At 40.4% G+C, this 20,549-nt stretch carries 20 protein-coding genes; 3 read left to right on the top strand and 17 right to left on the bottom strand.

Features of this window, described 5'->3' with window-relative positions:
- Positions 1–7: 7 nt before the first annotated feature.
- The 7 genes from EIH20_RS06750 to efp form a co-directional block, all read right to left on the bottom strand.
- Complete coding sequence (locus EIH20_RS06750) at positions 8–1,171, bottom strand: MFS transporter (RefSeq protein WP_164470895.1); 1,164 nt, start codon at positions 1,169–1,171, stop codon at positions 8–10.
- 159 nt (positions 1,172–1,330) lie between these two features.
- Positions 1,331–2,710, bottom strand: coding sequence for a PTS fructose transporter subunit IIABC family protein (locus EIH20_RS06755; RefSeq protein ID WP_277423388.1), 1,380 nt, complete (start codon positions 2,708–2,710; stop codon positions 1,331–1,333).
- A gap of 17 nt (positions 2,711–2,727) precedes the next feature.
- Positions 2,728–3,237 carry a PTS fructose transporter subunit IIB gene (locus tag EIH20_RS08650; RefSeq protein ID WP_277423389.1) on the bottom strand — a complete coding sequence of 170 codons (510 nt, stop codon included), beginning with the start codon at positions 3,235–3,237 and terminating at the stop codon, positions 2,728–2,730.
- Positions 3,238–3,239: 2 nt separating this feature from the next.
- Positions 3,240–4,751, bottom strand: coding sequence for a BglG family transcription antiterminator (locus tag EIH20_RS06760; RefSeq protein WP_164470896.1), 1,512 nt, complete (start codon positions 4,749–4,751; stop codon positions 3,240–3,242).
- Positions 4,752–4,814: 63 nt separating this feature from the next.
- Positions 4,815–5,171: an HTH domain-containing protein gene (locus EIH20_RS06765; protein WP_124059025.1), complete on the bottom strand. Its 357-nt coding sequence runs from the start codon at positions 5,169–5,171 to the stop codon at positions 4,815–4,817.
- Between the two features lie 285 nt (positions 5,172–5,456).
- Entirely contained in the window at positions 5,457–6,233 is a 777-nt protein-coding gene (locus EIH20_RS06770) for a hypothetical protein (protein ID WP_124059027.1), read from the bottom strand.
- Between the two features lie 138 nt (positions 6,234–6,371).
- Positions 6,372–6,935: an elongation factor P gene (gene efp, locus EIH20_RS06775; RefSeq protein WP_124059029.1), complete on the bottom strand. Its 564-nt coding sequence runs from the start codon at positions 6,933–6,935 to the stop codon at positions 6,372–6,374.
- Between the two features lie 157 nt (positions 6,936–7,092).
- On the opposite strand from efp, the gene EIH20_RS06780 reads away from it, so the two are divergent.
- A complete protein-coding gene (locus EIH20_RS06780) occupies positions 7,093–7,641 on the top strand; it encodes a cysteine hydrolase family protein (RefSeq protein ID WP_124059032.1) in 549 nt (182 codons plus the stop codon).
- A gap of 136 nt (positions 7,642–7,777) precedes the next feature.
- Here the strand turns inward: EIH20_RS06780 and EIH20_RS06785 are convergent, their stop codons facing one another.
- Positions 7,778–8,503 (bottom strand): purine nucleoside phosphorylase YfiH/LACC1 family protein, encoded by a 726-nt coding sequence (locus EIH20_RS06785; RefSeq protein ID WP_124059034.1) that lies wholly within the window; start codon positions 8,501–8,503, stop codon positions 7,778–7,780.
- Between the two features lie 118 nt (positions 8,504–8,621).
- Here EIH20_RS06785 and EIH20_RS06790 point away from each other — a divergent pair, with 118 nt between their 5' ends.
- Positions 8,622–9,788, top strand: a complete 1,167-nt coding sequence (locus EIH20_RS06790) for an NAD(P)-dependent malic enzyme (RefSeq protein ID WP_124059099.1) — start codon at positions 8,622–8,624, stop codon at positions 9,786–9,788.
- Positions 9,789–9,854: 66 nt separating this feature from the next.
- On the opposite strand, the gene EIH20_RS06795 is transcribed toward EIH20_RS06790, so the two are convergent.
- From EIH20_RS06795 to EIH20_RS06805, 3 genes are all read right to left on the bottom strand, one after another.
- Positions 9,855–10,157, bottom strand: coding sequence for a rhodanese-like domain-containing protein (locus EIH20_RS06795; RefSeq protein ID WP_124059037.1), 303 nt, complete (start codon positions 10,155–10,157; stop codon positions 9,855–9,857).
- A gap of 79 nt (positions 10,158–10,236) precedes the next feature.
- Positions 10,237–11,394 carry a M20 metallopeptidase family protein gene (locus tag EIH20_RS06800; protein WP_124059039.1) on the bottom strand — a complete coding sequence of 386 codons (1,158 nt, stop codon included), beginning with the start codon at positions 11,392–11,394 and terminating at the stop codon, positions 10,237–10,239.
- Between the two features lie 114 nt (positions 11,395–11,508).
- Positions 11,509–12,462, bottom strand: coding sequence for a polysaccharide deacetylase family protein (locus tag EIH20_RS06805; protein ID WP_124059041.1), 954 nt, complete (start codon positions 12,460–12,462; stop codon positions 11,509–11,511).
- A 633-nt stretch (positions 12,463–13,095) separates the two neighbouring features.
- Between EIH20_RS06805 and EIH20_RS06810 the strand changes: the two genes are divergently transcribed.
- Positions 13,096–14,289 carry an LPXTG cell wall anchor domain-containing protein gene (locus tag EIH20_RS06810; RefSeq protein ID WP_124059043.1) on the top strand — a complete coding sequence of 398 codons (1,194 nt, stop codon included), beginning with the start codon at positions 13,096–13,098 and terminating at the stop codon, positions 14,287–14,289.
- Between the two features lie 92 nt (positions 14,290–14,381).
- Here EIH20_RS06810 and EIH20_RS06815 read toward each other — a convergent pair whose 3' ends face one another.
- From EIH20_RS06815 to EIH20_RS06840, 6 genes are all read right to left on the bottom strand, one after another.
- Positions 14,382–17,276, bottom strand: coding sequence for an insulinase family protein (locus EIH20_RS06815; protein WP_124059045.1), 2,895 nt, complete (start codon positions 17,274–17,276; stop codon positions 14,382–14,384).
- Positions 17,277–17,462: 186 nt separating this feature from the next.
- Positions 17,463–18,113 carry an SdpI family protein gene (locus tag EIH20_RS06820; RefSeq protein ID WP_124059047.1) on the bottom strand — a complete coding sequence of 217 codons (651 nt, stop codon included), beginning with the start codon at positions 18,111–18,113 and terminating at the stop codon, positions 17,463–17,465.
- Complete coding sequence (locus EIH20_RS06825) at positions 18,113–18,394, bottom strand: autorepressor SdpR family transcription factor (RefSeq protein ID WP_124059050.1); 282 nt, start codon at positions 18,392–18,394, stop codon at positions 18,113–18,115. The genes EIH20_RS06820 and EIH20_RS06825 overlap by 1 nt, the downstream gene beginning before the upstream one ends.
- A gap of 148 nt (positions 18,395–18,542) precedes the next feature.
- A complete protein-coding gene (locus EIH20_RS06830; protein ID WP_124059052.1) occupies positions 18,543–19,310 on the bottom strand; it encodes a copper homeostasis protein CutC in 768 nt (255 codons plus the stop codon).
- Between the two features lie 30 nt (positions 19,311–19,340).
- A complete protein-coding gene (locus EIH20_RS06835) occupies positions 19,341–19,907 on the bottom strand; it encodes an NADPH-dependent FMN reductase (protein WP_124059054.1) in 567 nt (188 codons plus the stop codon).
- A 13-nt stretch (positions 19,908–19,920) separates the two neighbouring features.
- Positions 19,921–20,532 (bottom strand): NADPH-dependent FMN reductase, encoded by a 612-nt coding sequence (locus EIH20_RS06840; RefSeq protein ID WP_124059101.1) that lies wholly within the window; start codon positions 20,530–20,532, stop codon positions 19,921–19,923.
- Positions 20,533–20,549: the final 17 nt, after the last annotated feature.

The raw sequence follows: 20,549 nt of genomic DNA on the forward strand, positions 1-20,549 counted from the left end.
TACCTCATCAATATTTAGTCGCTTGCAAGCGAGCTTGAATCACAAGATAAATCACAGCCGCTGTCAAACCAGCAACCGGCATCATGTAAATTGACCAGTTAAAGCCAAGCTGATCCGTCACCCAACCAACTAACTGATTCAAAATCATTGAACCCGCAAAAGTTAAAGTAAGAATTTTACTGGTCATATAAGACACCCGATGTTTGAAAACTTGCGAAATCATCAAAACAGAAGTGGGAAAGACAATCGAATAAAATAACCCCGCCAAAGAAACGCAATAATAGCCTGGCCCTTTCAGCAAAATCCCTACAACAATTAAGACTGAACCGATGATACTGCCACCAATAATGGAACGCAATTTTCCAAGTCGGTCGACGACCCATCCGCCCATTAAGCGGCCAAGGGCCAAGAGCATAAAGAAAGTTGCAATGTATTGACTTCCTTGATTTTCACCCATTTTTTGTGTCACTTTGAGATAATCAACCAACCAATTTCCTAAACCCGTCTCTGCAAAAACATAGAGTGACATCGCTGAGACAAAGAGCCAAAAATAAGGTTGGCGATAAGGATTAAGGGGCGGCGCTGAAGATTCCTTAGCTTCATCTGAATTAACTTTAGGATAATAGATAAAACACGCTAGAAGAGCCAAGACAGCCATAATTCCCATCAAATAGCGATACATCATCGAAAAAGTCCATCCTTGACCAATCAAATAGCCCGCTAGCCGTTGTCCAACAGTAGCGCCAAAACCATACATAAAATGGACCCCGTTCACAGCTATCGATTGATAGGTCACAAACATGGCTGGCATGACAACATTAATTATAACTCCGTTAAAACCAAAACCGATATTCAAGATAATCATACCTAAGATAAAAATACTAAAGGACGGACTAAATCCCATAATGGCGCAGCCCAAGGCTGCCAAACCTATGCCAAGGGCCTCCGTCCATTTACGACCAAAACTTTCAATAATTTCTCCTGCTAAATAAGTTGCTCCAACATAAGCTAACGCACTTAACGTGAGCATAAAAGAGATGTTCGTCGCGTTTAAATGATAGCTAGCTTTAATTTGTGGAATAATCACACCTTTAATATTTTCGACAAAAGCCACACTAAACATCAAAATGAACAATGTCAAACTAGCCCTAAGCCGTTTATTCCGTTCCATATCTGATTCCTCACCTCTGCACATTCATTCCTAACGAGTTTACCACAGGCCATAATCAAAATATACCCATAAAAATACCGTTAAGTAACATTTCTATTCTCATAAAATTGAGAAGAAATGAAACTTAACGGATTAAAATTGTTTGATCTATTCTAAACGTTACTTAACTTCAGCTAGAATCGCGTGTAAGCTTTCTTGATCTGGAGCATTTAATAAGCGTTGTTTAAAATCATCATCCATTAGTTTACGAGCTAACAATTGTAAGATTTTCAAGTGTAAATCACCTTGTTGTTGCTCTGGTACTAAGATGAGGAAGGCCAAATGAGCTGGTTGACCATCCAAGCTAGCCCATTCAATCCCTTGAGCAGATTTACCCACTAAGAGAGCTGCCTCTTTAATCGAAGCTGACTTAGCATGAGGGATTGCGATACCATCACCCATTCCTGTCGTACCTTCTGCTTCGCGCTTATTTAAAGCTGCTAAGACTTCATCATGATCAGTGATAACTTCTTGAGCACCTGACAAGTTTAAGAATTCTAAGAAAGCTTCTTCCTTGCTGGTTGCTGACATATCCATCAAAATGCGACTTGGTTTCGTTAAATCAGCTAAACTAAGTTCTTGGCTTGATTCTGTTTGAGGTGCCAAATCGATCGTTTCTTGTTTTGATTCCTCAGTTACTGCTTCAACTTCCAAACGTGGTTTCAAGAAGAAAAGAAGTAAAATGGTAACAGCCACACCAGCCAAAACAGCTACGAAAAACATAAAGACATTATCAACTGCCCCAAGAACCGCGACAATCGGTCCACCGTGAGCAACGTGGTCGCCGACACCACTTAACATAGCAATAACTGAACCTACCATTGAACCACCCACGATTGACGGAATAACACGTAGTGGATCTTTAGCAGCGAATGGAATCGCTCCTTCAGTGATACCAAACAAGCCCATGGTTAAGGCCGCTGTACCCGCTTGACGATCTGCTTGGCTGAAACGAGATTTCAATAAGTGTGAAGCAAGTCCCATAGCAATTGGTGGAATACAGATAGCTACTGCCACAGCCCCCATTACATGATATTGACCTTCAGTAATTAATCCAAAAGCAAAGAGGAAGGCTGTCTTGTTGAATGGACCTCCCATATCCACGGCAATCATAGCACCTAAGATAGCCGCTAACAGAATTGAAGAAGCGCCTTTCATCGAAGCTAACCAAGCCGTTAAACTAGCAAACAAGCCGGCAACTGGAGCACCTACCAAATAGATAAAAGCTAAACCAACAATGACAGAAGAAATAACCGGAATAAAGATAATTGGCATAACGGCTTCCATGGCTTTAGGCACTTTGATTTTTTTGATAAAGAGTGCCACATAACCAGCGATAAAACCAGCAATAATCCCACCAATAAAACCGGTATTGGCTTCACTACCATAGAATGATCCATTTACCGCAATGAATCCACCAACCATCCCTGGAACTAAACCAGGTCGATCAGCAATTGCATAAGCAATATAACCCGCTAAGATAGGAACCATGAAGCCCATAGCTGCTCCACCAATTTTTAAGACTGAATCCCAGAAAGTTCCTTCAGGAACAACGAAACCAGTCGGAGTTGGGTTACCGCCAACAGATAAAGCAATAGCCCTCCGGTAACTACGAACGGAATCATAAAGGATACCCCGTTCATCAAGGCACGGAACATCACATTCCCAGCTGCTTTGCGCTCTTCTTCAGAACGTGTCACTTGTCCTTGATAGACTTTACCTTCATTATTTAAGACTTTAGTAATTAATTGTTTTGGTTCATGAATCCCTTTTTGCACACCTGTTTCGATAATTTGGATACCATTGAAGCGTGATTTATCAATGTCGGTATCGGCAGCGATAATCAAACCTTCAGCCTCTTTAATTTCTTGGTCGGTAAAGACATTCTCAACACCGATGGATCCGTGAGTTTCAACTTTAATATCGACCCCTAATTCACGTGCTGCTTTTTCTAAATTTTCAGCTGCCATATAAGTATGAGCAATCCCTGTTGGGCAAGCCGTAATAGCTAAAATTTTCTTAGTCAAATTTATTCTTCCTTTCTTTCAATTAATTCATTAATTAATTGGTCTGCCTCATTGGCTTGAAGCAAGCGTTCAAGCAAGGCTTTATCTGAAACCAATTGGTTAAAGTATTTATAGATTAAGCTTATATCCTCGATTTCTTGGGGGTTCAAGGCCATAAAGAAGACGATTCTTACTCGCTGTTTACCCCACTGAATCCCTTTAGGATTCAAATAGAGACTGATACAAGAACGCTTAACATATTGGACATCACTATGTGGCATGGCAAAATCACCCATAGCTGTTGAAGCTAAACGTTCACGCTCATAAGCACTTTCTAAGATGCCAACCTCGCCATATCCTTGGTAAATAAGCTGCGCTGTCATTGTCTGCAGAACCGTTTGATAATTTTCTTGGTCACCTTGACTGAAGAAAATCAAATTGCGATCGAGTAATCGAATAAAAAGATGTCGATAGACCGCTTGAGATTGTTTAGCCAGGAAAGCCTCAATATTGCGACAATCAGCTGGCGTCAACAATGGACTCACGCACAACGTTTGCGTTTGAAATTCTTTAATCGGAATCGTACTAATAATGAGTTCATCACGAATATCTAATTGATTAAGTTGGGTTAGACCCACGATTTGTCGCACATGAAGATAGTCGCCATAGCGTTGGGACAACCTCTGTTCTAACAATCTGGCCGTTCCCATTCCACTCGCACAAACCAAAATAACAGGTAATTGCATCTTTTGTCTACGTTCAAAGAAGGATTGAATATGTACACAAATATAAGCAATTTCATCTGATGTAAAGCGGATATCAAACTGATTAGCCATAGCAAAAGCGACTTCAATCGAACTATTAAACGCCTGGCGGTAATCCGTCCGTATCTGATCAAGGTAGGGATTTTTAATACTGACATTTAATTTAAGGCGCTTAACTGCCGTATTAAGATGGTAGGTTAATTGCGTTATGAGTAACTCATCAGGCTCTAAATAAGTTAAGGTCTCGCTGAGTACCTGCTTTATTTCCCTTCCATATTCTAATTTTTCTAACTTCTCAGGAAGCAATGTTGGATTGGCTTGATCCATAGTTTGCAGATAAATATCAATATAGTAAACCTCTAGTTCCGGAATCATGATAGCAAATTTAGCTTCTAATAATGCAACTAAGCGTTGGGTGATAGGTAGAATTGACAAGTGCTTATCCATATCAGCATGGCTGACATAATAACCTTGCTGAATCCGATCAAGAGCAATGGTTAAATGAATCATCATTGTTTGATACTGGTATTCTGTTGGATTAATGGCTTCTTCTTTCAAGAAAGAATGAAGAACCTCTTGGATTTGATCCAACAATCCGATATCTATCATCGATTGGGTGCGATTGTTCAACATAATATTTAATGAATAGTTATGTTGACGCTCATTTTGAGTGGCAACCACTCCGTGCCAAAGTTCTTTTAATAATTTAGCCATCAGACGGCGCTTGGTTCGCTCACTTACTGGAAGACTCAATCCTTGATTGGTCGACACCAATTGGATCTCCTCTTTACCCAAATAAGCTTTTATCTCGCTCAAGCTTTTTTCGATTGTTGATCAACTTAAATGCATGGAATCAATAAATTGCTGAATCGTAATGGGGGCTTCTGCATTTAATAATTGCATTAAAATATAATGGAATCTATCAGCCTTCTCATTCACTTCAAATGATTTTAAGCCTTGGAGAACAAGCTTCAGTTGCTCATAGTCTCCTTGTAATTCAATTCCTTTTCCCGCTATCGTTTGAAGACTGATATCTTTAGCTACATCAGCCAAAATTTCTTGTAAATCTACTACGTAACGTTGAACGGTCTTAGTTGAAACACCCAAACGTTCTGCTAAATAAGAATACTGACTCAGAGGGTGCTCAATTAAAATAGCTAATAAGTCTAATAGATAATGCTCGATTCTCATTAGCTAATCCTCCTCTTAAAAATCCTTTAACCATTCAATTATCGTTCCTCACCTACAGCTTTATGCTACCTTAACAAGTCTATTTGCACGCGTGCCTTAATGCTGAATATTCATGAATTTATTATACCAAACAAAAAGACACCCTACCGCGTTAAATTTGTCCACATAGACTGGACAAGAACTTGAAGTTTAACGAAAAAAATCTGCCCTATCGACTGATAAAGCAGATATAGGTATGAATTGTATTGTTTAAGTCATTCGACCTGACCATTCTGAAGCAAACAATTATTCTTGTTCCAAATACTCTAGCATGGTATCTTGATCTGCTCGATCAACATTCCCCGCATAATTTGGCGTGGCAAGCGAAATACTACCGAACTTATTATAGAAGAGATATAAGGGGCCAGCTTCTTGAAAAGCTTGCTTAGTTCCTTCTATTTGTTTACCTAAGCGAACCACGGTATTAGCCAAGATTGGGCGCTTAGCTGAACCATCATGGGAAAAAAGCCTGATTGTCTTGTAAGGATGATTTTCTATGGTTACTTGATAGGTAGCATAGGTCTTCCCTGTCGCTTGATCAAGGAAAGTCACTTCTTTACGGTCGACATCGATTTTTATTGCTGTCGGGATATTAGCTCCCTCTAAGCTAAATAGGGTTGGGACTTTCATTTTTTCGGTCTTCACTTGATAAGGGTAAGAATTTTGTTGGTCTTGTTTAAGACGAACATCTGATTCTAAGCCCTGAAACTGTTCAATATACTGAATTAAGCGACTTTCAAGAGCGACAGACAGATGATTCAATTGCTTAACTTTGACCGCATCGCTTAGATGTGCATCCGGAGTCACCACTTCTTTACCTTCAAGCACAGCATTTTCAATCCCCATCAAAATAGCATTGGCTTCGTCATAAGACAATTTAGTATCAGCCTGCTCTTCAAGCATAAGTTGGAGTACGGCTTCCCGTTGATCACCAATTTGACTATTTTGAGCGTGGACCTGTATGGGTAAACCAATCATGATTAACACTAAAAGAAACGTTAATCCTCGCATGAATTGTTTCATAATAACCTCCTAGCCATAGGTTAACTTTACCCATTCAGTTTACCACAAATACATTCTAGCTTCCTAAAGATTCTCCCCAAATTCATTGAAAATTTTTGCCAACAAAAAAGACTGGAATAACTCCAGTCTCAATCATCATTATTTTGTTGCTCGTTTTTGGTAAGTACCGTTGTCAGTATTGATTTCTAAGTACTCTCCTTCTTCAATGAAGTCAGGAACGTTTACTGTTAAGCCAGTTTCTAAAACAGCTGGTTTACCAGAACCTGTTACTGTAGCTCCCTTAATAGAAGGTTGAGTTTCAACAACTTTTAAGACAACCGTTGTTGGTAAAGAAACCCCAATCACTTCTGTTCCGAAGAATTGGATTTTACACTCCATGTTTTCCAATAAGAATTTCATTTCGTGTTCAACAGTTTCAACTGGAATTTCATATTGATCGTAAGTATCTAAGTCCATAAAGAAAGCCATGCCATCCATAGTATATAAATATTGAACAGGTTTAGTTTCTAAATGAGCTTTCTCGAATTTTTCATCTGGGCGGTAAGTATCATCGTATGTAGCACCAGAACGTACATCGTAAAGTTTCATACGCATGATCGTATTCCCTTTACCTGGTTTGTGGTGACTTGCATCGATAACCTTGATTAATTTATCGCCGTTTAAGAAAGTCATACCGGCACGTAAATCACTAGCTGCAATCATAAATAGATTCTCCTTTTATTATAAAATAGTTCTCACTTTTTTATTATAGCAAAAAAACAGCGTCCATGCTACACCCTATAAAGCCTTCTCTACTTGTCTTCAAAGCAGAAGTTGGATACAGTATTCATATCAAATAAAAAAGTAAGGAGTCCCAATAATGAAACGTGCCCTTATCCATATCGATTATACAAATGATTTTGTTGCCGAAAACGGTGCCCTCACGTGTGGTCAACCCGGCCAAACCATCCATGATGAAATTTTGCGCATCACAAAAGAATTTCATCATGCTAAAGACTTTATTGCTTTTACCATCGATTGTCATCAACTCAATGACCCTCTGCATCCGGAAACAGCCCTCTTCCCTCCTCATAACATTAAAGGAAGTTCAGGACGTCAACTTTTCGGTCAACTTGAAGCTTTTTATCAACAAATAAAAGATCAAGATCATGTCTATTATACCGACAAAACACGCTATTCAGCCTTTGCTGGTACGGACTTAGATCTTCAATTGCGTTCTAGAAAGATCGAGGAGCTACATTTAATTGGGGTTTGTACCGATATTTGTGTCCTTCACACAGCCGTAGAGGCTTATAATTTAGGTTATAAACTCGTTATTCATCAAAATGCTGTTGCTTCCTTCAATCCAGTTGGCCATCAATGGGCTTTAGATCATTTCAAACATACCTTAGGCGCAGAAATCCGCTAATATTTCGCTCCCTCTTTAACGGCTATTCGCTTAAATCCATAACCCGCATGATTAATAAAAAATCCGCTATTCTGAATCAGTCGACTCTTTTAACTGATTTTCCAGACTAGCGGATTCTTCTTGATCAAACAGCATTTTATTTAGGAATGACAGAAATCAACGCATTTAAGCGATAATCAGGTCCTTGGCGACGTGCCGAATTCAAGCGTAAATCTGTAAAGGTAGAATAGGGGCAGACTTGTAAGTTCTCTCCTTTAATACCATTGGCTAGCATCATCCATTCATTAGCCCCAGCCATACTAAGGCGGTAACGATCTCCGTCTTCGCGGAAAAATTCATCTCGCCCTGCTAGCCCCGCAAAAGCTTCATAAACTTCTGGGCCGACTTGATAGTGGTCTTGATCAATACAAGGGCCAATGTATACCCGGATATCTTCCCGCTTGCAGGCAAAATCTGCTTCTAACCGTTCAATTGTCCGTAATCCTATCTGTTTTACTGTCCCACGCCAACCCGAGTGAACGCTGGCTTGGACCTTCTTAATGGGATCGTAAAATAAGATGGGCGTACAATCCGCATACTTAATCAGCAAGCCCACCCCTGGTTGATCAGTAATTAGACCATCCGTATCTTCGAATTGTTTACCCAGGTAGTAATCTGGACCCTCTTTCCCATCACAATAAGCAAGATTAGCAGAATGGGTTTGTTGACCTGAATAAAGTTGATCAATCGGACAGTCAAGTTGGCTCATGGCCCGTTGAATTTCTCCGGCTACTTGAGGACCCATGGTTTGGACGCGAAAGTTATAATCAGCCCCCGCTACAAAATGGACTAGGCCTAAATTGGTCAATAAGCTTGATTGCATAAACGATTCTCCCTCCTCATTTCTTCTAGTATAACATGGATATAAAATCATCCCTAGACTGGTACTCAATTTAAGCAAAATATGCTAAGCTAGTAACATCAAAGTTTAGATGGAGGCTATTATGTCAAAAGATTTGAAAACGCTTGCTTTAGAACAAGCAAAAGAATATGGTGGCAAACTCTCTGTGGTACCCAAAGTAGAAATTAATAATGCCCACGAACTCAGTGTGGCTTATACACCAGGCGTAGCCGCTGTTTCAAGTGCCATTGCCGAGAAACCTGAGCTTGCTTATGAATTAACCACTAAAAAAAATACGGTTGCGGTCATTTCAGACGGTTCTGCTGTCCTTGGACTAGGTAATATCGGTCCTGAAGCAGCGATGCCCGTTATGGAAGGGAAAGCAGCCCTCTTCAAACGTTTTGCTGATATCGATTCAATTCCGATTGTCCTTGACACACAAGATACGGAAGCTATTATCGCCACCGTTAAAGCCATTGCCCCAACTTTTGGTGGCATTAACTTAGAAGACATCAGTGCTCCCCGTTGTTTTGAAATTGAACGCCGTTTAATCGAAGAATGCTCGATTCCTGTTTTTCACGACGATCAACACGGAACCGCCATCGTGGTCTTGGCCGCTCTTTATAACGCGATCAAATTAATTAACAAAACCGAAGACCAAGTCAAAATCGTCATCAACGGCGGTGGATCAGCCGGCTTATCAATCTGCCGCTTATTCCTAGCTGCCGGCTTCCAACATATTAAAGTGGTCGATCGTTTTGGCATTATCTCTGCCTCACAAAGTGAACAACTCCAAGCTCATCACGCAGAAATAGCTAAAGTAACCAATCTCGAACAGCAAGAAGGTCAATTGGCTGATGCCCTGATTGGTGCGGATGTCTTTGTCGGTGTCTCAGCACCAGGTGCCCTTAAACCTGAATGGATTGCCAACATGAATGAAAAACCGATTATCTTTGCTATGGCCAATCCAACCCCAGAAATCTATCCGGATGAAGCCCTCACTGCCGGAGCTTATATAGTCGGAACCGGACGCAGTGATTTTCCAAATCAAATTAACAACGTCTTGGCTTTCCCAGGCATTTTCCGTGGCGCTTTGGATGCCCGTGCAACTAGCATAACAACTTCGATGAAAATCGCTGCCGCTCAAGGGATTGCTTCCTTGATTCCAGCTGAGAAGTTAGCTCCTGATTATATTATTCCAGGTGCATTCGAAGATGGAATTGCCCAAGTTGTCGCTAAAGCAGTCATGCAAGCCGTAGAAAAATAAAACAGAATCAACTAATTAAAAAACGGACTAAGTCACCCCAAACTAGGTAGCTTAGTCCGTTAATTTTTAATCTTGAACAATTTGACTGGGCCAAGCTGACATGCCGCCCATCACATTCACAACTTGATATCCAGCTCCACTCAATAACTGACATGCTAACATTGACCGGCCGCCCGAATGACAAATAACATAGTAAGTCTCTTGTTTAGATAGCTGTTTCTTAGCCTGAGCTAAGTGAGTCAGAGGTAAATTAATCGCTTGATCAATATGACCCTGATTAAATTCATGTTTTTCACGAACATCAACCACTTTAAGCGGCTGCTTGTTTTGCTTTTGATAAAATTCTGCCATTGATATACTACTTAACATAGAAAAACCCCCTTTTTCTTATATACCCATAGGGGTATATTAAAAGAAAGAGACTCCATCTGTCAAGAAAAAAGAGGCCTTAATTGGCCTCTTTTTCATGTGCGCAAATAATGCGTCCAAACACTTCAATTCCAGTAGGGATAATGGCATCAGGAAAATCATATGTTGCTAAATGGAGGTCGGGATGTTGCTCACCAGATCCAAGGCCAATGAAACAGCCAGAGATCTGTTTTAAATACCAGCCAAAATCTTCTGAGGGTCTAAATGGTTCCTCTAAATGTCCTAGTGGATGAGCACTATTTTTTAAAGTCTCAGCAATAAATTGAACCTCATCCGGATTATTATCTGTATCAGGAAAGGCATCCGTATACTCTATTTCTAAATCCAAAGGCCACTTAGTTAAACTATCTTGAGCTAAGGATTCAATTTTTTGAGCCAAGCGGTCTAAATCATCTAATTTGGCAGCTCGCAAGGTTAATTGGACTTGGCCATGCGCCGGCGATACGCCAAAATGATCAGGTTCCCCAACGGCCATACTCACGATCGTGACTAAAACCATGTCAGCAAAATGGATACCCCGCCATTCCTTACCTTGGTAACCTGAAAAATGAACAAGTTCTTCCAACTGTTTAACCAGTTCAGCAATCGCATAAGCTGGATTTAATCCTTTCTCTGGCTGAGCCGCATGCGTTTGGTGCCCTTTAAAGTTTAGGCTCATGCCCCGAGAAGCACACATGATCGTTCCAGGTCGAGTAAAGACATGGTTAAGGGGTTGACCCGGGAAATTATGTAGGCCATAGATATGATTGACACCCAAAGCTACCAAATGATCAACAATCTCTGCCGCACCTTGACCATTTTCTTCAGCGTGCTGAAAGACATATACGATATTGACTTTACTTGTTCGTTGACTCATCAACCAAACTAATCCTGCCAAGATCGTCGAATGACCATCGTGTCCACACCCGTGAAAGGCCTGTCCATCCTCACCTAAAATCGCATCATGATCAGCCCGGATAGCAATGGTTTCCGTCGCTCCCTCACCCGGTTGATAAACATAAAACCAAGACCCTAGATCATGAATCGTGACTGTATTTTCAGCATGTTCTTGAATAAAACGGATCAATCGTTTCCGAGTCTCAACTTCTTCGCCCGATAATTCAGGATGAGCATGCAATTCATGTCGTAACCCTTCTAATTCCGGTAAATAGTTCTGCCAATTTATATCCCAATTCATTAATAAGACCCCTTTCAATGCCTCTATTATAGCACCCTCGATCAGGTTTGGAAGGCCTCAACAATAAAAAACGGAAGCATGAGCTTCCGTTTTTTCAGGTATAATTTAATAGGTTTATTCTAGGATTCCAAATTGAAAGCCTTTAGCTTGATAAAAGCGAATAATTTCCGGTAAAGCCTGAACCGTCACTTGATGATCCGGTGAATCATGCATTAATACCACCCGGACTCCCGTATCGGCAAAACGTGTAATGGAATCCTGATGATAATCAACCACCTCAGAGACAGTGGTTGGCCGTACTCCTTTCGGTTCTGCGTCCCCTACGGCGGCATTCCAATCGATCCATTCTAAATCGTACGAGCGCATGACGTTATCAGACTTCTCGACATCTTTCCAGGACATATGCCCGCCAGGATAACGCCAAACATGGGTGACAAAGTCAGGACCTAGTATAGTTTGCAAAGCTTTTTGACTTTCAACATTCTCTTGACCAATCTTTCGACCATCAGCATGCCCACCAGGATATAACTTATCGTATTGGTGATTAAATGAATGAAGCCCAATCGCATGACCTTCTCGAATAATTCGTTCTACTAAATCTTTGTTTTCTTCTTTTATTGACTTACCTACGAGGAAGAAAGTTGCATGGACATCCATTTGTTTAAGAATATCGAGTATTTGAGAAGTTTCTTCACGCGTCACCCCATCATCGAAGGTTAAAAAACAGGTTCTATGGTTGTCGGGATTAGTTTCTTCTCCATCCATATACGCTCTTATTTTTGCTGTTGGAAAGGCGTAGTCTTTAGCTTGAAGATTATGATTTGTCCCTGGCATTAAAGCTGTCGGATCTTGACTTGTTGTAGTAGTTTCTGTTGTTGTTTGAGTTGTCTGCTCTTGGCTCGTTTGTTCTGTAGGAGAGACTTGTTGTGAACGTTGTTCAAAATATACATTAGCTGCATAGTAAAAGCCCACACCGGCAAGCACAATCATAACGACAATAGCCACTAATTTTAAATGGTTCTTTTTCTTTGCTTTTGGTTGAACTTCTTTCATACCTTCTTCAGACATTCTCCCACCTCCTACATTTCTACCCCCAAATGTAGCAAAGTGGCCTTAGAGAGTCAATCAAAATTCAAATATACAGAAAAAATTCTTAATTTTTTCACAAAGTAGGCATCTTACACCATTCTTTGCTGATTCTTTTTAATCATTTTGATCCAAAGTTGGATCAATAATATTAATTATAATCAAGTAATGCACCTGCCTCATTATTAACCGACTAATTTCCAAATTCAAGACTATCTGGGTGATTAGCTAAAATTTAGCTAGCAGATCCGCTGACACAAAAGCTTGAGGGTGGTTCGAGCCAAAAGCTGACGTCACAATAGCAACTTAATCGGTAATGGCATTAACAGCATGACTACCAAACGTAATGATAGTCTGCCCCTTTTTTGTATTTTCTTCCACATCCACTCAAGATTACATTTATGTTACAAAATAACGTGCCCTTTGAGATTAATCATTCAGATGATGAGCTTTTAATAAAAACCGTTGAAAAGGCTACTATAGCAACCACTTATTCACACTTTATTCATAATTGTTGCGAAACCTAGACTTAATCATGATATTATTCGTTTAGCTATTGTAACATGAATGTAACATGATATGATATAGACAAATAAACGAAAGGGAGACCTTAACATGAAAACTAAATTCTGGTTATCAGCTACTTCAATTTTATTAATATCAAATTTATCTACTGCAATTATTTCAACTCCTTCTTTAGCAAACACTAACCCCTTCCAAATGAACCAAGCTTTTGCCCAATCAAGCTTACCTACTAACTTAAATGGAACTTGGCATACGGCAGATCAAGCCCATACCCTTATTATTGATGGCAGTACCTTAACCATGGGAGGACATGATTACGTCATTACAGACGTAACTTCCAGCTCAACTGCAACTAACAAAACTAAATATACTATCTCTTGGGATGTCAATGCTTTTAAAGCCGCTTATCCCGATATGGCTGTAGAAGGTCCTCAAGCCATCGTGTTAGAGTTCGATGCTTCAACTGGCCAACTTTCAGATAGTCAATATACCTATACCAATCCTAATATCGCCCCAACAACTACAACCGAAGCAACCACTAGTGTGACAACCACTCAAGAAGCCCCAACGACTCAAGTGGAAACAACAAGTCAAGAAGTGACCACAATTGTTGAAACAAGTGAACCAACAACCACTGTAGAAGCGACAACTAGCCAAGAAACAACGACGGTGAAAGAGACAACCACTCAAGTGGAAAGCACTACCGCCAAAGAAACAACAACAACTGCTAAAGAAAGCACGACTACAACGACTGCTCCTGTTAAACATGTAAACTTACCGCAAGTTTTAAATGGGGCTTGGGTAACTAAAGATGGCAAAAACACCATTAAAATCAACGGTTCAAGCCTCACTTATGGCGGAAAAACCTACTTAATTACTCAATTCAATGAGACAAAAGATCAAAATGGTCAAATCACTTACACCATTAATTGGGATGAAGCCGACTATCTTAAACAATACAAACCAAATCCAAACGACTTCCACCCACAACCATTCATCTTCACTTATAATGCCAAAAATGATCAATTAAGTGATGGTGCATTAAGCTATCAACGCGCTGGCAAACAAGGCCAAACACCCGTGACAAGTGAAACAACCACTCAAGCTGCTAAAAAATCTGTTGAAAAAACAACTACTACCCAAACAGCTAATAAAGCCCTTCACAAGAAACCTGTCAAAGCTTTACCAAGTACGGGTGAAAAAGCAACCCCAATCGTTATGATCGGTGCTATTCTATTAATCATTGGCGGTATCATCTTAGTCATGAAGAATCGCAAAAAATAAACTATTCCTAAAATAAAACAGACAGGCTCCTAAGTAAATGAGCCTGTCTGTTTTATTTTGTCCTTATTTCCGTCAGGCTATCTGCCAGACGATTAACATAATTCTTTAATTTGATCAAAACGATCTTGTTCTTGTTCAATCTGAACTTTGTTACCGATAACAACCGTAGTAAATGCTTCAACAGCCTTGGCAAAAGTTGGAGCAAACGCTCGAATATCCGCTTGGCTAGTCGCTAAGACTTCTTCTTTCTGGCGAATAAGGTCGGCAACAGTTAAATCAGATAAATAGAGATTTAAGGCCTTTAATCCTTTATCAATCGCTGCGAGCGGGCGATCTAAAGCTGACATGGTTCCAATCATATATTTCAATAGAGCCTCATCTGATAATTCAACCTGATCGATATAGGAAGCTAGACCTTGATAAGTAGTTAAAGTCTGACCTAAGTTAGGATCCCGATAGGAGGCTAAGGTTAGGTGTCCTTGGCGGTTTAAGTTATAACTTGCACCATAAGCCCCACCCTTAACACGAATGTTATTCCAAAGATAATCGTAGCGCAGAATAGTTGCCAACACGTTCACTTGACCCGTATAAGGTAAAATATCATGAACATCCGTCCCTTGGGCCACATAGTTTACATCCTGCGAAGCAATAAAGGCTTCGTTCTGTTTAACACCTGCCGTAAAGACGGTAGCTGGTCCCATCGTTCCTGGTTTTAGGGCTGATCCTAACTCATTAACCAGATCCGTAATGGTTTGCAGGCGACTTTCTTGACCCACATACAAGACACTTAATCTTGGCCGAACGATCACTCGATCCATCAAACGAGCACATACCTGCTTAACCTCGTCTCCATGTCCAGTCTGCAATTGATCTTTCTTGTGTTTAAGTTCGAAATATTGATCAATTCCTGAAATGAGCTCCGCTAGTTTTCCATTTGGACTCATCTGACTGACAACGCGGTTAGCGGCTATAGAATGTGCACGATAGTCCACCGCTTGTTCAAAATTAGAAAGCGCATTTTGAACAACTTTAAGAATTTCCTTGTCGTCTTGCCATTGAGTGTAGAGGAGAATTTCCTTGACCAAATCCAAGAGATGGTGAGTTTGGTTTTCTAATGCCTTGGTTCTGATGATAAAGTATGGTTTGATTTGACCGCTTTGTGATTCGTACAAACTAATGCCTGCTGAAATCCCTCCCGTGTGCAAATCAATGGCCGTTTGCAAATCAGCCACAGAATAATGGTCTGTCGGTAGTTTACCTAATAATTTAGCCACGAGGCTAAGATGAAGAAAATCATCCATGGCCAAATCACTTAAATCAAACATAAAGTGTAAATAATCAATTCCTGAAGTAAATTGAGGGGCAAAGAAAAATTGACCCATATCCGCAAGCGGCGTCACGATTAGCGGCAAGTCTTCCGTGTCAGTGGTCAAATCAGCCTTGGTCAGGGTTGGAATTTTAGCCAAATCCTCTGGCCGATCACCACTTTCTTGGCGCTCAATTAAAGCTTGAGTTGTTTGGATTAAATCCGCTAATTGATCTTCTGACAAGCTTGCTTTATAAGCCTGAAGATCTGCCATCAATTGGGCTTCCTGACGGTCACTCTTACCAGGCTCCGCTTCTAAACAAATTTCTACGCGAACGGGATTGTTTAATAATTTTTCTTGAATTAAGTTTTCAAAATAATCTTGATCCATTTTTTGGTTAACTTGTTCAATTAAAGCTGAGAAAGACAGCGCTTCAAAAGGAGACTCTCCGTATAACCAAGTTGACAAAGCTGTCATCGCGTAGATGACACCACGCGGGTTGGATTCCGAAATGACCATTTCCTTCAAACCAAATAAAACTTTATTGATAGCGGCTTGAATCAAGTCACGAGGAATTTTGTCTTTAACCAATTGTTGAAGGGTTGTTTCAACGACTTCTTTAAATTGAGGCATCTTGTCACTAGATGAATATTTAGCCATAATATCAAAAACATTGGTAAAGCCCCATTCATCACTTGAACCGGAAATATACCCGCCAATTTCAGCATCCAACAAAGCCTTTTTGAGGGGGGCTTGGTTGGTTCCCAGTAAGACTTCGCCTAAAATCTTCATCGCTAAATTATCCAGACTATCTTCGACTGTTCCTACATGCCATGCTAGGGCTAAATAATCCTTATCCTGTGGATCATCCCCTTGCGTAATCGAATAACTTTCGTGAATGGCTTTTGTTGCAGGTTCCTGAACCTCAAAGCGAAGATCAACAGTCTTGTCCTGACGCTGATAACGATCAAAGTATTCCGCTAATAAATCGAACGTTTCTTGCTCTTGAATATCACCATACAGAATAGTCAACGAATTTGATGGGTGATAATACTCTTGATGAAAAGCAACGAATTTTTCTTGTGTAAGAGTTGGAATAGCTGATGGCAGACCACCCGATTCGTGTTGGTAAACACTATTCGGGTAAAGGGCTTTACCTAATTGCCAATATAATTGAGTTTCAGCTGAAGCCATGGCCCCTTTCATTTCGTTATAGACCACCCCTTTATAAATCAAAGGATCGTCAGCATTTTCCAAATGATAATGCCAGCCCTCTTGTTGTAATATTTGCGGATCATGGTAGAGATTCGGCGCAAATACAGCATCGAGATAGACCTCCATCAAATTGCGAAAATCTTTATCATTGGTAGACGCTACTGGATAGCTGGTCTTATCAGGAGAAGTCATCGCGTTGACAAAGGTATTTAAAGAGCCTTTTACTAGTTCAACAAAGGGCTCCTTTGAGGGAAATTTCTGTGACCCATTTAAGACAGAGTGTTCAATAATATGAGCAATCCCATTATCATCATATGGGGGTGTTTTAAAGGCAATGGTGAAGGCCTTGTTGCTATCGCCATTCTTTAGATAGAGCACCTGTGCCCCCGTAGCGGTATGCTCGTATAAATATCCATGCGATTGGATATCATCTAATTCTTGTTCTTCAATTAATTTAAACGTCATCGTATCCTCACCTCTTTACAAAGTTATACCTCATTCTAAGTCTTTTAGTAAAGACATGCAAATTTAGCTAGGCAAATGATACCTATAAAGGTCACCTACCAAAAACTAAAAGGTATCAACCAGTCGATAATGGTTGATACCTTTATTAATAAACGAGCAAAGTTATAAATCCTGAGCTAGCTTACTTTATTTATTTTGCAAACGTTGAAAATAGAAATATGATGCCACTGTTGGAATACCTACAGCAATAATCATAGCAACAGCGAATAAATAACCTAACCAGGTTTGTGGCAATAACAAACCCAACAAGAAGACTAGGCCACCGCCAATCATACATTTCCCACCTAGGCGGTGAGTGAGATACCAGACCCGTTCATCTGCTATGGTCCAAGGAGTCTTAATCCCTGTTGAAAAATTATGTTTAATCTTTGGCATAATATTGCCCAAGCCAATAAACAAAATCGCAATGGATGCTAACATAATTTTATTCACTTCGACATCAATATTATTTGCCACTAAAATGGTCATAACTTGAGTAATCAGCATTAGGCAACCAATCAAGAAAAATAACCAATAGTAAGTTGGTTCAAAACGTTGATAATTACTATGCTTAGGATCAATCCGCTTAATCACTTCTCCCAGCAAATTCATTCCTAAAATAATAGCGGGAGCTAAAAAGATATAACTTTTACTCCCATACTCATCCACTTGCCCATCAAAATTAAAGTGGGTCGCAATTTGATTAGGTAAACTTGGATAAAAGTAAAGAGCAACAACTAGAGCTATAGCGAATAAAACCCAATTTTTAAGTGCTCCTCGCGGAATATATGTACGCATTATTTATCTTCCTTTCTACTCTCTTGATTAAAGCTCAACAACCATTGAATGGCTGACTCCATAACGGAGGTATTCAATTCATAATAAACATATTTACCTTCTTTGGTATCGACCACTAAATCGGCTTGTTTCAAAATCGACAAATGCTTGGAAATCGTTGCTCCACTCGATTCAAACTGTTCGACAATTTCACCAGCCGTCAGCTTACCTGGTCGGAGTAAATCCAAAATTTGCCGCCGGGTCGGATCACTAAGGGCTTTAAAAACTAACTGGAAACTCACTTAATCACCTAACTTTCATTTCGACATTTAGCTAATTGACTAAACATAGTATAGTCCTACTTCATTTAGCCGTCAAGCTAAATAAAAAAACCATCCATCCTCGGTAAGAACTCCTTACTGAGGATGAATGGACTTTCGCTGTACTGGATTAATGACCTGTAGCTTTGCCAGAATCATTCGTAGCAACGTGATCTAAGATGGAAAGGACTGATCGAACTTGATCACTTGCCACTTGTTCATAATCGTATTGGGAATCACAGGCAAAATTAACATGCGATCCCATAGTCGTCGGGTCAAAACACCCTTGTTTAAAACTTCCGTGAAATTGTGTCGCGCCCGTTTCTTGAACTAAGGCTTGCAAATTATGTGGGCGAACACCCGCTGCTAGACACAATTGAATTCGCGAGCCAAAGTCTTGCTGCCATCGTTTTAACACCTGCCGACCCTGATAGGCCGTCTGATGGCCTCCACTGGTCAACAGGCGATCACAACCTAATTGGCAGAGTCTTTCAACCTGTTGGTCTAGCTGACTACAGCAATCAATTGCTCGGTGAAAGACCGCTTCTTTACCGTAGCGATGACAGAGGTCAATCATTTGCCGAGTCAACTCACTATCCACTTCTCGGCGGGGAGTTAAAAAGCCAAATGCTATACCATCTGCCCCGTTTTCTAAGAAAAACTGAGCTTCTTGAAAGATAACTTCTTGCTCAATTTCATCATAACAAAAACCGCCCGGCCGAGGCCGAACCATGCAGATAATAGGGAGTTGCACATGTTGGCGAGCCTTAAGAAAAATGGCTGCACTTGGACTTAAGCCTCCCAATGGCAAGGCGGCATTCAATTCGATACGATGGGCACCTGCCGCTTGAGCTATTACACAATCATTAACTGAACCCGCACAAACTTCTAACAGCATCCTTAACCTCCAGTTTTACCCTTAACTTAACTACCCATGTTCTTCATCGGACCATTGATTAACAATAGTCGTAAACCGTTTAAACTTATTTAAGCATTGACTTAAATAAGCGATTGTTTTCGGATCTTTAAGGCAAGCTTCGGCATCAAAGGCTGCTTTCGCATTCGCTAGAAGAAATTCATTACCCGGCATAACAAAAGCGTTGACACCAGGCGCATCCAATATTTGCCTTAAATGCAATTGGGCTCGAGACGACCCTTGCTGATAATAGGAGGCTCCAATGACCATAACAGGTTTTTGATCCAAAGGGTGAATCTTAAAAGATAACCATTCTAAACAGCTTTTTAGTACAGGCGGAATCGTATGATTATGTTCAGCCGTAGAAATAATGACTCCGTCTGCCGCTTTCAATTTAGTCTCTATGTTCCTAATAACTTCCGTTTGCGTCTGATCTTCGTCTTGGTTAAACAGAGGAATTTGGTCTATTTCCACCAATTCCATATCAAACAAATCGCTAAAATGTACCTTAATATACTGTAAGAGCAGACGATTATAGGACGGTTGCGCATTAGAGCCTACCAGTCCAACTATCTTCATCTGAATTGCCTCCTTAATTTGTTTTGCTTTGATGGTCACTACCTAAACGTAGGCCTGCTTCTTCCTGTGCTTGCATCAAGTCATGACTTAACTGAATAAATATCTGGAAGTCAGCAAATAGTTGATCCAATCTAGCCACTTGTTTGGCATCGATTAATTGGCCATCTTCATCAAAGGCTTGTAACGAATGCCCCAGGAGAAATTCCGAACTTGGCATAATCCGAGCTTTGATTTCAGGCGAATCTAAAATCTGACGCAGATGGGCTTGTGCACGCGAGGATCCAAGTGCGCCATAAGAAGCACCGGTAATCAGCACCGGTTTATTGACCAAAGGATAAGGGCCATAAGATAACCAGGCTAAGGCATTAGATAAAGCGGCTGGCACCGAATGATCGTATTCCGGCGCCGAAATAATGACGCCATCAGCTTGTTGGATGATATGCGCCAATTCCCTAACCCGTTCAGGGATGTGTTGCCGGTCAGGCTTATTAAACAAAGGTAAATCACCAATCTCCATTAAGTCAATCCTAGCCTCGAACTGATAACGGGACTGCATATACTGAAGCAACTGTCGATTGGTCGATTTTTTTGAATTACTACCGACAATAGCGACCAAATGAATCATAGTCTTATTTCCTTTCA

The organism is Vaginisenegalia massiliensis, assembly GCF_900604935.1.
In the GTDB taxonomy this organism is placed as follows: Bacteria; Bacillota; Bacilli; order Lactobacillales; family Aerococcaceae; genus Vaginisenegalia; species Vaginisenegalia massiliensis.